Annotated in this window: 16 protein-coding genes; 4 read left to right on the top strand and 12 right to left on the bottom strand. The window is 52.1% G+C overall.

The annotated features are described in order from the left end of the window. Positions 1–48 precede the first annotated feature (48 nt). The 10 genes from pepB to trmJ all read right to left on the bottom strand — a co-directional run bounded on the left by pepB (position 49) and on the right by trmJ (position 8,257). Positions 49–1,359: an aminopeptidase PepB gene (gene pepB, locus AACH44_RS14375; protein ID WP_261847685.1), complete on the bottom strand. Its 1,311-nt coding sequence runs from the start codon at positions 1,357–1,359 to the stop codon at positions 49–51. Positions 1,360–1,513: 154 nt separating this feature from the next. After that, positions 1,514–1,714, bottom strand: coding sequence for a Fe-S cluster assembly protein IscX (gene iscX / locus AACH44_RS14380; RefSeq protein WP_005970169.1), 201 nt, complete (start codon positions 1,712–1,714; stop codon positions 1,514–1,516). Positions 1,715–1,735: 21 nt separating this feature from the next. Then, positions 1,736–2,071: an ISC system 2Fe-2S type ferredoxin gene (fdx, locus tag AACH44_RS14385; RefSeq protein ID WP_011094753.1), complete on the bottom strand. Its 336-nt coding sequence runs from the start codon at positions 2,069–2,071 to the stop codon at positions 1,736–1,738. A gap of 1 nt (position 2,072) precedes the next feature. Beyond that, the gene (hscA, locus tag AACH44_RS14390; protein WP_338659304.1) at positions 2,073–3,923 is read right to left on the bottom strand and encodes a Fe-S protein assembly chaperone HscA; all 1,851 of its coding nucleotides are present in this window, start codon (positions 3,921–3,923) and stop codon (positions 2,073–2,075) included. Positions 3,924–3,997: 74 nt separating this feature from the next. Further along, entirely contained in the window at positions 3,998–4,516 is a 519-nt protein-coding gene (gene hscB, locus AACH44_RS14395) for a co-chaperone HscB (protein ID WP_338659305.1), read from the bottom strand. Positions 4,517–4,587: 71 nt separating this feature from the next. Beyond that, positions 4,588–4,911 carry an iron-sulfur cluster assembly protein IscA gene (iscA, locus tag AACH44_RS14400; protein WP_010307854.1) on the bottom strand — a complete coding sequence of 108 codons (324 nt, stop codon included), beginning with the start codon at positions 4,909–4,911 and terminating at the stop codon, positions 4,588–4,590. An 80-nt stretch (positions 4,912–4,991) separates the two neighbouring features. Continuing rightward, entirely contained in the window at positions 4,992–5,378 is a 387-nt protein-coding gene (gene iscU, locus AACH44_RS14405) for a Fe-S cluster assembly scaffold IscU (protein ID WP_261847688.1), read from the bottom strand. Positions 5,379–5,402: 24 nt separating this feature from the next. Beyond that, positions 5,403–6,617: an IscS subfamily cysteine desulfurase gene (locus AACH44_RS14410; RefSeq protein WP_261847689.1), complete on the bottom strand. Its 1,215-nt coding sequence runs from the start codon at positions 6,615–6,617 to the stop codon at positions 5,403–5,405. A 300-nt stretch (positions 6,618–6,917) separates the two neighbouring features. Then, positions 6,918–7,412, bottom strand: coding sequence for a Fe-S cluster assembly transcriptional regulator IscR (iscR, locus tag AACH44_RS14415; protein WP_107170447.1), 495 nt, complete (start codon positions 7,410–7,412; stop codon positions 6,918–6,920). A 119-nt stretch (positions 7,413–7,531) separates the two neighbouring features. After that, complete coding sequence (gene trmJ / locus AACH44_RS14420) at positions 7,532–8,257, bottom strand: tRNA (cytosine(32)/uridine(32)-2'-O)-methyltransferase TrmJ (RefSeq protein ID WP_261847690.1); 726 nt, start codon at positions 8,255–8,257, stop codon at positions 7,532–7,534. Between the two features lie 135 nt (positions 8,258–8,392). Here trmJ and suhB point away from each other — a divergent pair, with 135 nt between their 5' ends. The 4 genes from suhB (at position 8,393) to AACH44_RS14440 (ending at position 12,357) form a co-directional block, all read left to right on the top strand. Then, a complete protein-coding gene (gene suhB / locus AACH44_RS14425; protein WP_261847691.1) occupies positions 8,393–9,196 on the top strand; it encodes an inositol-1-monophosphatase in 804 nt (267 codons plus the stop codon). Between the two features lie 156 nt (positions 9,197–9,352). Beyond that, positions 9,353–10,471 (top strand): ABC transporter substrate-binding protein, encoded by a 1,119-nt coding sequence (locus tag AACH44_RS14430; protein ID WP_261847692.1) that lies wholly within the window; start codon positions 9,353–9,355, stop codon positions 10,469–10,471. 105 nt (positions 10,472–10,576) lie between these two features. Then, positions 10,577–11,560: a FecCD family ABC transporter permease gene (locus AACH44_RS14435; protein ID WP_374213753.1), complete on the top strand. Its 984-nt coding sequence runs from the start codon at positions 10,577–10,579 to the stop codon at positions 11,558–11,560. Beyond that, on the top strand, positions 11,557–12,357 hold the full coding sequence (locus AACH44_RS14440) for an ABC transporter ATP-binding protein (protein WP_261847694.1): 801 nt from the start codon (positions 11,557–11,559) through the stop codon (positions 12,355–12,357). The genes AACH44_RS14435 and AACH44_RS14440 overlap by 4 nt, the downstream gene beginning before the upstream one ends. Positions 12,358–12,413: 56 nt before the next feature. Here AACH44_RS14440 and AACH44_RS14445 read toward each other — a convergent pair whose 3' ends face one another. Beyond that, positions 12,414–12,737, bottom strand: a complete 324-nt coding sequence (locus AACH44_RS14445; RefSeq protein ID WP_261847695.1) for a hypothetical protein — start codon at positions 12,735–12,737, stop codon at positions 12,414–12,416. 87 nt (positions 12,738–12,824) lie between these two features. Then, positions 12,825–14,492 carry a methyl-accepting chemotaxis protein gene (locus tag AACH44_RS14450; protein ID WP_338659306.1) on the bottom strand — a complete coding sequence of 556 codons (1,668 nt, stop codon included), beginning with the start codon at positions 14,490–14,492 and terminating at the stop codon, positions 12,825–12,827. Positions 14,493–14,928: the final 436 nt, after the last annotated feature.

Below are 14,928 nucleotides of genomic sequence, written 5' to 3' on the forward strand. Positions count from 1 at the left end.
GCTTTATTTCTCAACACATTCTGTAAATAGCAGATAAACCGGAATCGACTATTTGGCGTTGCTCAGCAGAAGATTCGCCAATGTGCGAACACCAAGCCCCGTCGCGCCTGTCGCCCACTGATCTACCGCGCCTTTACGGTACGTCGCGGAACAGTCGATGTGCAGCCAGCCCTGCTGGTAATTTTTCACAAAGTGCGACAGGAAAGCCGCTGCCGTGCTGGCACCTGCGGTGTGTGCACCGCTGGCAATGTTGTTCAGATCCGCAAAGCTGGACGGCAGATGGCTGCGATGGAACTCTTCCAACGGCAGACGCCAGAACGGTTCGTTTTCTTCTTTCGCACTTTCCTGCAATGCTGCCACCAGCGCGTCATCGAAGCTGAACAGCGCGTGGTAATCGTTACCCAGCGCCATTTTCGCTGCACCAGTCAACGTCGCACAGTCGATAATCCACTGCGGATTCTGCTCGGAAGCATCGATCAGGCCGTCCGCCAGCACCAGACGCCCTTCCGCGTCGGTGTTCATTACCTCAACCGTTTTACCGTTGCGGTAGCGAATGATGTCGCCCAAACGGAACGCATTGCCGCTCACCATGTTGTCTGCGCAGCACAGATATAGTTTCACACGTTGTTGCAAGCCGCGTGACGCCGCCAGCGCCAATGCGCCAGTCAGGGTGGCCGCTCCGCCCATATCCGATTTCATGGAATCCATGGACCCGCTGGGCTTCAGGCTGTAGCCGCCGGTATCAAACGTAATGCCTTTACCCACCAGGCAGGCGAACACGGGTGCATCCGGGTTACCCGTCGGGTTATAGTCCAACGCCAGTAGCACTGGCTGACGTTCAGAACCGCGACCGACCGTGTACAGCCCGGCATAATTCTGTTCGCGCAGATCTTCACCCTTGGTGATACGGTAGCTGATCGCATCACAGGCTACGTCACACAGCAAGTCGACCGCTCGGGTTGCCAACTGCTCTGGCCCCAGATCTTCAGCAGGCAGGTTGATGGTGTCACGTACCCAGTCCACAATCTTCAGTCGGTCATTAAATTCTTTCTGGTCAGCGTCGTTCAGTTCCGCCCATTCAACCGTTCTTTGCCCTTTCGGCCCGCGATATCCCTGCCAGAATGCCCAGCTGTTTGCCAGATCCCAGCCTTCCCCCGCCAACGTAACGTGTTTAATCCCCTGCCCATCAATTTTGCGGGCGGCACGCTGGATCGTTGCCAAGGCAGCTTTGTCATTCAGCGACGTCGCCCCAACATGAATGGTAAAGCCCTGCTCATTCACACTCAGCGTCGCTTTTTCTCCCCAGCGCGCGTCAGCAGGTTGAGTGGAGAGTGAAACCAGCATGGTATTGTTCGTCATAGTGCTTCTCCAATAATGGGTATTCCTGCCACTTTTCATGTTTGCAGGTGATGTTCATATTTGCAGATAAATAAACGGTGCATGATGACATGCAAATGTTACGAATTTTGTCACGAAATAAAATGAGCCACCCAAGGTAACTCCGTCATATTGCTTAGTCGGCTTCATCTAACCAGACCAGCAGGATCGCTTCCAGAATTTTTTCATTGGAGGCGTCGGGTCGATCGTCAAATTCATCCAATTCGCAGATCCACTGGTGCATATCTGTGAAACGCACCGTTTTCGGATCGAGATCGGGAAACTGATCGTAAAGCGCTTCACCGATAGCCCGGCTGTCTGTCCATTTTAATCCCATCGCGGTTTCTCCCTATTCAGATTAATGCTCACGTGCGTGGTTGATGGTATAGCGCGGGATCTCAACGATCAGATCATCCCCGGCAACACGCGCCTGACAGCCCAAACGACTTTCAGGCTCCAGTCCCCAGGCCTTATCCAGCATGTCGTCTTCTTCTTCTGTACTTTCTGCCAGCGAGTCAAAACCTTCGCGGACAATGCAATGGCACGTCGTGCAGGCACAGGATTTCTCGCAGGCATGTTCAACGTCAATTCCGTTACGCAAGGCGACTTCCAGAATACTTTCGCCGCGTTCCGCTTCCAAAACCGCCCCTTCAGGACACAGATCCTGATGCGGTAAAAAAACTATTTTAGGCATGTTACACCTCATCCACAGAATGGCCTGCCAGCGTGCGACGGATAGAGGCGTCCATGCGGCGGGCGGCGAATTCCTGGGTTTGTTGATCGACTGTTTTAATCGCGGCTTCAATTGCCACGGGATCGCTGCCCTGCATCATCGTATGCAGATGTTCGGATGCCGCGACAATCAGACCTTGTTCGTCATGACTCAATAATTCTGCGTCGGCCACCAGCGCAGTTTGTAAACTTTCCAACACGCGTGCCGCTTCCACTTTTTGCTCTGCCAAACGACGCGTGCCGACATCTTCCTTCGCATTCAGCATCGAGTCGGTGATCATCGTGGCAATTTCCGTGTCGCTCAAACCGTATGACGGTTTAACCTGAATCGATGCCTCAACGCCCGTCGACTTCTCCATCGCCGTCACACTCAGCAAGCCATCCGCATCCACCTGAAAGGTCACGCGAATGTGAGCCCCACCGGCAGGCAGTGGTGGCAGACCGCGCAGCGAGAAGCGCGCCAGCGAGCGGCAATCCGCCACCATTTCGCGCTCGCCCTGCAAGACGTGGATCATCATGCCGCTCTGACCATCTTTGAAGGTGGTGAATTCCTGTGCGCGGGCAACCGGGATCGTGGTATTACGCGGAATGATTTTCTCCACCAGTTCCCCCATCGTCTCCAGCCCCAGTGACAAAGGGATCACGTCCAGCAGCAGCATTTCACTGTCCGGCTTGTTACCTACCAGAATATCCGCCTGAATCGCGGCACCGATCGCCACAACTTTGTCTGGATCGATCGAGGTCAGCGGTGTGCGACTAAAAAACGTTCCCACCTGCTCGCGTACCAGTGGAACACGCGTCGAACCGCCCACCATCACCACTTCCAGCACGTCTTCTGCCATCAGCCCTGCGTCTTTCAGCGTACGACGGCAGGACAGCAGTGTGCGTTTCACCAGCGGAGCAATCAGCGCATCAAGCTGATCGCGGGTGATATCGCCCTGCCAGCCTGCGACATCTACACGCACTGCCTCATCGCTGCTAAGTGCAATCTTGGCTTTCACCGCCGCATCACGAAAGGCATGATCCAACTGGCGATCGTCACGATCGTGAATACCCGCCTGCTCACGCAGCCACTCCGCCAGCAGATGATCGAAATCATCACCGCCCAGCGCAGAATCACCGCCCGTCGCCAACACTTCAAAAACGCCACGGCTCAGGCGCAGAATGGAAATATCAAAAGTGCCACCGCCCAGATCGTAAATGGCGATCACGCCTTCTTTACCGGAATCCAGCCCGTAGGCAATTGCCGCCGCGGTCGGTTCATTGAGCAGGCGCAAGACGTGCAGCCCAGCCAGACGCGCCGCGTCTTTGGTGCCCTGACGCTGTGCGTCATCGAAATAAGCGGGAACGGTAATCACCACGCCATCCGGTACGCCGCCTAACGCCGCTTCCGCCCGCGCAGCCAGCGCGGACAAAATATCTGCCGACACCTGTACAGGATTGAGGTTGCCAGCCGACGTCTGAATCAACGGCAGGCCGTTATCGCTGGCATGAAATCGATAGGGTAAATGAGGGTAACGCTGCTGAATATCGTCCAGAGAACGCCCCATCAGGCGTTTAACTGAACTGACGGTATTTTCCAGATCGTGGGCAGCATTGTCGCGCGCATGCCAGCCGACGCTGTGACCCTCGTGGTGATAGTGGACAACCGACGGCAGCAGGTCGCGTCCATCACTATCCGCCAGCGTCTGCGCTTCGCCGCTGCGCACAGTGGCAACAAGAGAATGGGTGGTGCCTAAATCAATACCGACAGCCAGGCGACGCTGGTGCGGCGCGGCGCTAAGGCCAGGCTCACTAATTTGTAATAAGGCCATATTGAGCTTCCATCAATTGGCTGGTAAAAATCCTGTATGGCAATCGCCATTGGGGTTTTCACCGGATTAACCCGTTATCTGTCCAGCAATTGTTCTTCGAGTTCTTCAACCTGTTGCTGGAGCTTGTCTAAAAAGCGCAGTTTGCGCACGGTGTCGACGGCATCTGCCCACGTTTCACTATCGAGTTCAGCACGCATCTGTGAACAGCGCTTGGCGATCGTTGCCAGCAACCGCTCAGCAAAGGCCGCCAGCGCCTCATCCGCATCGGATCGCTGTGAGATCGCTTCCAACTCTTCGCGCAGTTCCAGCTGTTCCATCAGGAATGCCGTGTCCTTCATCGTATGCTGTTCGTTGTTCACATCAAAACCGTGCAGCGACAGCATATACTCCGCACGCTTCAGCGGATGCTTGAGCGCCTGATAGGCGTTATTGATCGTCGCCGCCTGCTGCACCGCCAGCATGCGCTCGCGATCGGGGCTGGCAGCATAACGGTCAGGATGGAACTGCCGCTGTAAATCCTGAAAACGGGAGGCAAGTAGACCGCCATCCACATCATAGCGAATCGGCAGCCCGAATAACGTAAAGTAATCCATAGTGGTACTCTGGGAGTTCTGGGTAGTCGCGCTTGCCATTCATTGATAGCACACTCACTACCCAAGAGGGGTCAGACGTTGAAACTTTCGCCGCAACCGCATTCGCCGGAAATGTTAGGATTATTGAACTTAAAGCCTTCGTTCAGCCCTTCTTTGACGAAATCCAACTCGGTTCCATCAAGATAGACCAGACTTTTACCGTCCACGATGACCTTTACACCTTTGTCTTCAAAGACCGTATCACCGTCATTCAAATCATCCACAAATTCCAACACATACGCCATACCGGAACAGCCGGATGTCCGTACGCCAAGACGCAGCCCAAGGCCTTTGCCCCGGTTTGCGATGAAAGCGCTCACGCGTTGTGCCGCGCTTTCGCTCAGAGAAATCGACATACTGTTACCTCGATCGTTCGCCAGCTCGACGGGATCAGGCACCGAGAGAGACGGTGCCCCGACGAGTTCAGCCGCAGAGATTACTGCGCGTCGCGTTTACTTTTGTAATCCGCAATCGCTGCCTTGATAGCGTCTTCCGCCAAAATGGAGCAGTGAATCTTCACTGGCGGTAGCTCAAGCTCTTCGGCAATCTGCGTATTTTTAATCGCTTCAGCCTCATTGAGAGACTTACCCTTTACCCACTCGGTAACCAGCGAACTGGAAGCAATAGCAGAGCCACAGCCGTAAGTCTTGAAGCGAGCGTCTTCAATGATACCGTCATTGTTGACTTTGATTTGTAGCTTCATGACATCGCCACAGGCCGGCGCACCCACCATACCGCTGCCAATATTCGGATCGGCATTATCAAATGAACCCACATTGCGTGGATTTTCGTAGTGATCAATTACTTTTTCGCTGTAAGCCATGATAGTCGTCCCCGCTCTGGTGAATTAATGATGCGCCCACTCGATGCTGCTGATGTCTACGCCCTGCTTGAACATTTCCCACAGCGGAGAAAGATCGCGCAGACGACCGATAGACTTACGCACCAGCTCGATGGTGTAGTCGATCTCTTCTTCGGTGGTAAAACGCCCCAGCGAGAAACGGATCGAGCTATGCGCTAGCTCATCGTTCATACCCAATGCACGCAGTACATAGGAGGGTTCAAGACTCGCCGACGTACAGGCAGAACCGGAAGATACCGCCAGATCCTTTAGCGCCATAATCAGCGATTCACCTTCAACATAGTTGAAGCTGACGTTCAGGATAGTGGGCACGCCCTGTTCGATATCACCATTCAGGTAGACTTCTTCAATATCATTAATACCGTTCCACAGACGATCGCGCAGCGCACGCAGGCGATCCATTTCTGCGGTCATCCCTTCTTTCGCAATACGGTAGGCTTCGCCCATACCGACAATCTGGTGCACAGGCAAGGTGCCAGAACGCATACCGCGCTCGTGGCCGCCGCCGTGCATCTGCGCTTCGAGACGAATACGGGGTTTACGACGAACATACAGTGCTCCGATCCCTTTCGGACCATAGATCTTATGGCCGGAGAAAGACATCAGATCCACTTTTAACTGGTTGAGATCGATAGGCAGTTTGCCTACGCTCTGTGTGGCATCGACATGGAATACGATACCGCGGCTACGACACATCTCACCAATAGCAGCAATATCCTGCACAACGCCAATTTCATTATTAACGTGCATGATAGAAACCAGAATGGTGTCTTCACGCATTGCGGCTTCGAGTTCAGCCAGGTCGATAATACCGTTGCGCTGCGGTGCCAGATAAGTGACATCAAACCCTTCACGTTCGAGTTGACGGCAGGTATCCAGCACGGCTTTGTGCTCGGTCTTGCTGGTGATGATGTGCTTGCCCTTCTTCTGATAGAAGTTGGCAGCACCTTTAATCGCGAGGTTATCGGCTTCGGTCGCGCCTGACGTGAAGACAATCTCACGCGGGTCGGCACCGACCAGTTCAGCAATTTGGTTACGGGCGACATCAACCGCCTCTTCCGCCTGCCAGCCAAAACGGTGTGAACGGGAAGCCGGATTACCGAACGTACCGTCCAATGTTAAACACTGCATCATTTTCTCAGCGACGCGCGGGTCAACCGGCGTGGTGGCTGAATAATCGAGATAGATAGGTAACTTCATTGCTCATAAACTCCGTACATCACTTCAAAACGTACAATGCGTTTTGTTTTATTGACAGGCTGTTTATACCCGCAACCTCTCGGGCCAATACAAAAATCTGACAATGTTATTATCGTCAAAACAATCTATCTTCAAAACAATCTATCTTCAAAATAATCCATCGTCAGAACACGCCGTGATAGTCGAACTAACGCCAACGCCACATTGAGTCATGTGGTCAGGATTATGCGGCTATCAGAAAGGCGAAACGTGGCAGGTAAAGACTATTCGTCGCAAAGTACCGGCCACGTTTAAGATATATCAGGCGCGCAGGTTAACGTTGATCGTTTCCTGGATACGTCCATTGGCGGTGCGGCGAATGTCTGCATCCTGACGATCGGCGACATTCAACACTTCCTTATTGTTCACCAGCTCATCCAGCGTGATGTTGTTCAAGAAGTCGGTGATACGGTCGCTCAGATCGCGCCACAGCGTGTGCGTCAAGCAACGATCGCCACCCTGACAGCCTTCACGACCCTGACAGCGCGTTGCATCAACAGACTCATCGACCGCAGAAATAACCATACCAACGGCAATTTCATTCGCATTTTTACCCAGCAGATAACCACCGCCTGGGCCACGAACGCTGGCAACCAACCCATTCTTACGCAGGCGCGAAAATAGCTGCTCCAGATAAGACAGTGAAATGCCTTGGCGCTCAGAAATATCCGCTAAGGGAACCGGACCTTCCTGGGAGTGCAGAGCCACATCGAGCATGGCGGTAACGGCGTAACGGCCTTTGGATGTCAGTCTCATGATAGTGATACCTGTAGGTAAAACATGTATTATGAAAACATGTATTGGCAGAACATATCGCGAGTCTGACATTCCCGAGTGTTTTAGTCAACTATTTAACCGAGTAAAATACTCAAGTATTATTCATCGTGTGTTTTCTGTACCGAACTCAGTATCCCACGCAGGATGTTAAGTTCTTGCGCTTCAGGTCTGGCACGGGTAAATAGGCGACGCAGCTTGTTCATCACCTGCCCTTGATGTGCGGGCCGGATAAATCCGGTTTGCAGCAATGTGTCTTCAAGATGCTGATAAAAGCGCTCCAGATCGTCGACCAGCGGATACGGCGACTCTTCATGTTCCGGCTTACCGGCCTGTAACCGATCCAAATGCGCGATGCGCACTTCATAAGCAATGATCTGTACCGCCATCGCCAGATTCAACGAACTGTATTGAGGATTCGCGGGGATGGCCACGTGATAATGGCATTTTTGCAGTTCATCATTCGTCAGCCCGACACGCTCACGCCCAAACACCAACGCCACTGGCGCGTGCTCCGCTTCCTGCGCGCTGCGAACGCCGCACTCGCGCGGATCCAGCATCGGCCAGGGCAACGTGCGAGAACGCGCACTGGTGCCAACGACCAGGCTACACCCTTCAAGCGCCTGATCGAGCGAATCAACAATCGTCGCATTACCAATGACATCGCTGGCACCCGCCGCCAGCGCAATCGCCTGCGAATCAGGTTTAACCAGCGGATTGACCAAATAAAGTTTGCTTAACCCCATGGTTTTCATCGCTCTGGCCACCGACCCCATATTGCCAGTGTGCGACGTTTCAACCAGAACAATGCGAATATTGTCTAACATATGTACTCTATTGTGCGAAAGGAAGTCGTGCGAAAAGGAAACCGACGTACTTTAACACAAACTTCGCTATTTGACTTTTCTACTGCTATACTCTGCGCCGCTTTCCGTTCTTTAACATTCCAGTGGACCGATACCATGCATCCGATGCTCAACATCGCTATACGCGCTGCGCGTAAAGCCGGTAATTTGATTGCCAAAAATTATGAAACGCCAGACGCCGTCGAGGCTAGCCAAAAAGGCAGCAACGATTTTGTGACTAACGTCGATCGGGATGCAGAACGTCTGATCGTTGAAGTCATCCGCAAGTCTTACCCACAACACACCATTATTGGTGAAGAATGTGGCGAGCTGGTTGGCGAAGATCCGGCAGTACAATGGGTTATCGATCCTCTGGATGGCACCACCAACTTCATCAAACGTTTACCCCACTTCGCCGTTTCTATCGCCGTTCGTATTAAAGGCCGCACCGAAGTTGCCGTTGTTTATGACCCTATGCGTAATGAACTGTTTAGCGCAACCCGTGGTCAAGGCGCACAGCTGAACGGCTACCGTCTGCGTAGCAGCACTGCCCGCGATCTGGAAGGCACCGTACTGGCAACAGGTTTCCCTTTCAAATTAAAACAACACAGCAAAAGTTATATCAACGTCATCGGCGCGCTGTTCACCCAGTGTGCGGACTTCCGCCGCACGGGTTCTGCTGCACTGGATCTCGCTTATGTAGCCGCAGGCCGCGTTGATGGTTTCTTTGAAATCGGCTTGAAGCCATGGGATTTTGCTGGTGGCGAACTGCTGGTGCGCGAAGCTGGCGGGATCGTGACAGACTTCGTTGGTGCTCATAACTATCTGACCTCCGGCAATCTGGTTGCAGGTAACCCGCGTGTGGTGAAAGCCATTCTGGGCACTATTCGTGAAGAATTAAGCGACGCGCTGAAACGCTAATCTCGACCCACTCCGGCTCGGCTACATAAAAATGAAATCGGGTCGGAGTTGTTATTTTTCTTTACATATGAATCCTGTATACGCATTGCTTATCCTTATACGATAATAATTATCAACCGCATTACACTGATAAAATTGTGAATTAGGATCGCTATTATGTTAAGAAAATCAGTAAATTCGCTCTTTCTGACCGCATTACTCTCCGCTCCACTCTTCAGCTATGCCACCCAATATCCTCTTACCGTTACTGACTTTGATGGCAGAAGTGTCACCATTCAACAAGAGCCACAGCGCATCATTCTGCAAGACGGGCGCGATATTATGGCGATGGCACTGCTCGACCGCGATAATCCCTTTCAGCGTCTGGTTGCCTGGAACAATTTGGCAAAAAAACAGGACACCGCAACCTGGGACAGACTGAAAGGAAAATGGCCTCAGTCCGTCGGCATTCTGGATATGGGTTTCAGTGACAAAGGCAACGTCGATCTAGAAAGCGTACTGTCAAAACAACCGGATCTGATGATTGCCCAACTGCGTGCCAAGGCGGCACTGAAGGAAAGCGGCGTGATCGACAAGCTCAGCGCGCTGAATATTCCCGTCCTGTTTGTCGATTATGAAGTGAATCCGGCAAAAGATACCGCCCCCAGCATCGATCTATTGGGGAAAGTGCTGAACCGCGAAGCCAATGCCAAAGCGTATACCGATTTCTACCGTCAGCACTTCGATGCCATTCAGCAGAAAACCGCCGCAATAACCCCGAAACCCAGCGTCTTTATCGAAGCCATCGCCGGCAACTCCGACTCCTGCTGCTTCACCCACGGTCACAATGGCTGGGGTGGACTGATTGAAGCCGTCGGCGCGAAAAATATCGGTTCTGATTTACTGCCGGGCGCATCAGGCTTTGTCTCGTTGGAAAAAATCATCAGCATGAAACCTGATGCCTACATCATGACGGGCTCTAAACGCGGCAACAGCCAAGTATTGCCGTTAGGCTATGGTGCCAGAGTAGAAGACGTTAGCAATCAGGCAACAGTATTGCTAAACCGCACCGGTATTAGCCAGATCCCTGCGGTTCAGGCGAAACACGTGTATGGCATTTACCACCATTTCTACAACCATCCCTACAACATTGTCGGTATGGAATATCTGGCAAAAGATATTTATCCTCAGGCGTTTACCAGCTTGAATCCTGATGACACGTACCGCCATATCATCAAAAGTTTTACCTCGCTGCCTGACAGTGACTTTATCTTTGCCTGGAAACAAGGTGAGTAATTTTTCATGAGTACAACCACTGAACCGGGTATCCGCAATACTGCTGTGGATGCCAACACCATTATGGACAACTATCGCGGCATCATTCGACGTCGCGTAGGTGTTATGGCGATACTGCTGTTGATCATCATCGGCTCATTGTTGCTGGATTTCACGATGGGGCCTTCAGGGCTAACGCTTGATGTGCTCTGGAACACGCTGACCGATCCAGCCAGTGCCGATGCGGGTACGCGCGTGATCGTCTGGGATATTCGCCTGCCCTACGCACTGATGGCCATCATTGTCGGGCTAGCGCTTGGTCTGGCTGGTGCAGAGATGCAAACCATCTTGAACAATCCGTTGGCCAGCCCGTTTACGCTCGGCGTTTCTTCCGCCGCCGCATTCGGCGCCGCATTGGCGATCGTGCTCGGCATCGGTATCCCCGGCATTCCGGCTCAGTGGTTTATTTCTGCTAACGCTTTTATTTTCGCCCTATTGGCAGCATTGCTGCTGGATGGAATTACGCGCTGGACGCAGGTCGCTACCTCCGGCGTCGTGCTGTTCGGTATCGCGCTGGTGTTCACCTTCAATGCGCTGGTTTCCATGCTCCAGTTCATCGCTAACGAAGACACGCTGCAAGGGTTGGTGTTCTGGACCATGGGCAGTCTGGCCCGTGCATCGTGGGAAAAATTGGGCATCCTGTTACTGGTGCTTGCCGTTGTTATGCCCATTTCGTTGATGAGCTCATGGAAACTCACCGCACTGCGGTTGGGTGAGGATCGTGCCGTCAGCTTCGGTATTAACGTGCGCCGCTTGCGGCTGGCGACGCTGCTGCGCATCAGTATTTTGTCCGCTATTTCGGTCGCATTCGTTGGCCCTATCGGCTTTATCGGCTTGGTTGCTCCGCATATCGCCCGCATGATTTTTGGTGAAGATCACCGCTTCTATCTGCCTGCCAGTGCGTTAACTGGCGCGCTGGTGCTGTCGATGGCCTCCGTCGCCTCGAAAAACCTGATTCCCGGCGTCATTATTCCGGTCGGGATCGTCACCTCACTGGTTGGCGTGCCCTTCTTCCTGAGTATTATCCTGCGCCATAGAGGAAACGTATGACCCAGCAAACCTCTTCTGGATTACGCCTTTCCCACTTTCGTGCGGGTTACCCCAAGCGTCAGGTGATTCGCGATCTGTCCGTACCACAGCTGCCGCGTGGGAAAATTACCGTGCTGCTCGGCCCCAACGGCAGCGGAAAATCCACCCTACTGCGTGCCATGGCAGGTCTGAATGCTTCCGAAGGCGAACTGTGGTTGGATGACACCAACCTGATGGCGCTGCCCTTCGCTCAGCGAGCGGAAAAAGTCGTTTATCTGCCGCAATCCCTGCCCGCGGGCGTTCACCTGCACGTTCTGGAATCGATTATCGTCGCACAGCGCGCGTCAGGCGGCATGCACAATGCCGAAAAGCAGGATGAAGTCATGACTCTGCTGCGTCAGTTGGGCATTGAACATCTGGCGTTGAGCTACCTCGATCAGCTTTCCGGCGGGCAGAAACAGCTGGTTGGATTGGCGCAATCGCTGATCCGTCAGCCCTCGCTGCTTTTGCTGGATGAACCGCTCAGCGCGCTGGATCTGAATTATCAATTCCACGTAATGGATTTGGTACGCAAGGAGACGCGCAAGCGCAACATCATCACCGTCGTGGTGGTGCACGACATCAATATCGCGCTGCGCCACGGCGATCATGTGTTGATGCTACAAAACGGCAACCTGATTGCCGATGGCGCGCCTGCGGAAGTGATTAGCCCCGAAAGTTTGTCAGCGGTCTATGGCGTACGCGGACGTATTGAGCGCTGTTCACAGGGCGTACCGCAGGTGATTATCGACGGATTGGTCAGCGAACCGACCATCTAAATAGTGAGCCATCCGAACAACCTCCGGTAAGCGACTGCCCCGGAGGCATAATACTGCTAGTGTAAACGTCCATTTCCCAACATATCGCGCATGTTCGTCAGCATGTTCTCAAACAAACGTAATGCCAAACCAACGCTGTTTACGTTGTAGTACAACGCCGCGTCGTGATGCTTTAAATAATTCTCAAACTCCGGTTTACCGATCAATTTATAAATAGCCGTAAATCGCAGGATCAGATGGCTGCAATTATTGAGATACAAATCGAGCGTGCGGTAATCGCTTTTCATCAATTGAGTCAGTAGCACAGTCATATGCTCGAATTCCGCCAACAAGGACGCATAATCTCCCAAATTTTCAGCGCTGTGATCGGTCGATTTCATACTGCCGTCTCCCTTTATCCTTTCGCCATCCGGCATAGGATTCTATGGCCGCGTACAGCCTCACAGCACAACACGCGGCTTGATAGATCAGAAACGCTGCCACTCTTCTTCATCCTGGGCAGCTGCGCTTTTTTTCTTCGCGGGGTCGAGGCGAGGCACAGATAGGCCAGACGGCATAGAGGCGAGTGCGGGAGTCAGCGCCGATGGCGTCATCTTCCCCACAATAAATTGCCCCACCAGTTGGCTCAATGTACTTGCCTGTTCCTGCAACGACTGCGAGGCAGAGGAGGCTTCTTCGACCAATGAGGCGTTTTGCTGGGTCACATCATCCATCTGGTTAACGGCCTGATGTACCTGACTGATACCCTGACTTTGCTCTTCCGTCGCCGCAGCGATTTCGTTCACCAAATCCGTCACCTGCTGGATCGCGTCTTTCATCGCCGTCATGTTTTTCCCCACATCGCTGGCTTGTTCAACCCCTGCCGATACCAGCGAGTTTGAGGCATCAATCAAATCTTTGATCTCACGGGCTGCCGTAGACGAACGTTGTGCCAGCGTGCGCACTTCTCCCGCCACCACCGCAAAACCGCGACCTTGTTCACCCGCACGCGCAGCTTCTACCGCCGCATTCAGGGCAAGGATGTTGGTCTGAAACGCAATACCTTCGATGAGCGCAATGATATCGGTAATCTTGCCTGAGCTAGTACGAATATGTTCCATCGTACTCAGCATCGTACTGACTGAATCGGCACTATTGATAGAAATTCGGCTGGCATTGCCCGCCAACAGGCTGGCCTGCTGCGTGTTATCCGCATTCTGGCGTACCGTTTCGCTGATTTCCGTCATACTGGCAGCAGTTTGTTCCAGCGAAGCCGCCTGTTCCTCAGTACGCGCTGACAGATCCTCATTACCTGCTGCAATCTGCGTCACCGCACTGCTTACCGACTGCGATGAAGCATTCACCGAAGCCAACGCAGCGGAAACGCGATGCATCAGACGATTAAAGGCGCGCGCGGTATTCCCAACTTCATCCTTGCGCCGATCGTCAGCCTGAATGGTCAGGTCAAGATGCGTGCTGACGTTTTCCATCGTTTGATTCATATTGTTCAAACTCTTTCTAATGCCCAAAATGGTTCTCACAGCAAAAAAGCCTATCAGCAACACAATCAGTAACGTACCTGACAACAGGCCAAACCACGTTTGTTCATAGATCCGTTGATTCACCTGGCGCAGGTCATCGCCAATCTTGATATTAAGATCAAACTGTTTGCGATAGTTGGCGATCAAATTACGTACGGCCTCACCTGGCCCTCCCATGCCCTGGAGAAGGCCAAGCGCAATGTCATTTTGATTTGCACGTGATGCGTTCAAAAAAACAGGCAATGAAACCTGCAATTTTCCGATGAGATCGATTGCCTTATTTGTCAGTTGAAGATCTTCTTCGCTCGATATGTCATTTTTCAGGTAATACTCATTGAGCGCCTTCAACTCTTCGATGGTTTTAGTAATGTCCTGCTCGATCACCGGCAGCTTACGATCGTCATCCGTGGTCTGATGACGATACAAAAAAAGCACCAGCGAATTGCTTTTATCGACTAAGTTGTTCAAATCTTTGATGCTAGGAATGGCATTATCCTGAACGTATTCAAAGCGAGACTGGAACCCTGATAACAATGATAAAGTGACGATAACTAATGAGATAAGTGCTAGCGACATTAACGAGAACGTCAACAGCAGGCGTTGCGTGATATTCATAACCGCTCCATTTTTGAATTTTTATACCGCATCTTTTTTCCTGATTCTGGTGTGTCGAAGAAACGATATCCCCCTCAATATGTGGCATTTTGAGTAAAAATCCGACACGCCTTTATCACGCTTAATTATCGACACAGAAGTGAGCAGCTTGATAGCATAGATCGCCAAAACCACTTAATAATATTAAATCAATAAGATATAACTATTAAAAAAAGATAATCGATCGTCAAAAACATCTGATTATCCGGTAGTGCAGTACATAGAAAGGGAAACGTTTGCTTTTTATTTTAAATGAACAAAAAACCTGAACAAAAATCTGGTAGCACTGACATCGGCGATGTCATGTTATCGGTGGGCGGCAGAATGAGTGGAAAAGGCAAAAAAAAGCACTGACCAGTGAGGTTCAGTGCTTTTTTATCGCTGGTTTACTGTCTGA

Source organism: Pectobacterium araliae (genome assembly GCF_037076465.1).
In the GTDB taxonomy this organism is placed as follows: domain Bacteria; phylum Pseudomonadota; class Gammaproteobacteria; order Enterobacterales; family Enterobacteriaceae; genus Pectobacterium; species Pectobacterium araliae.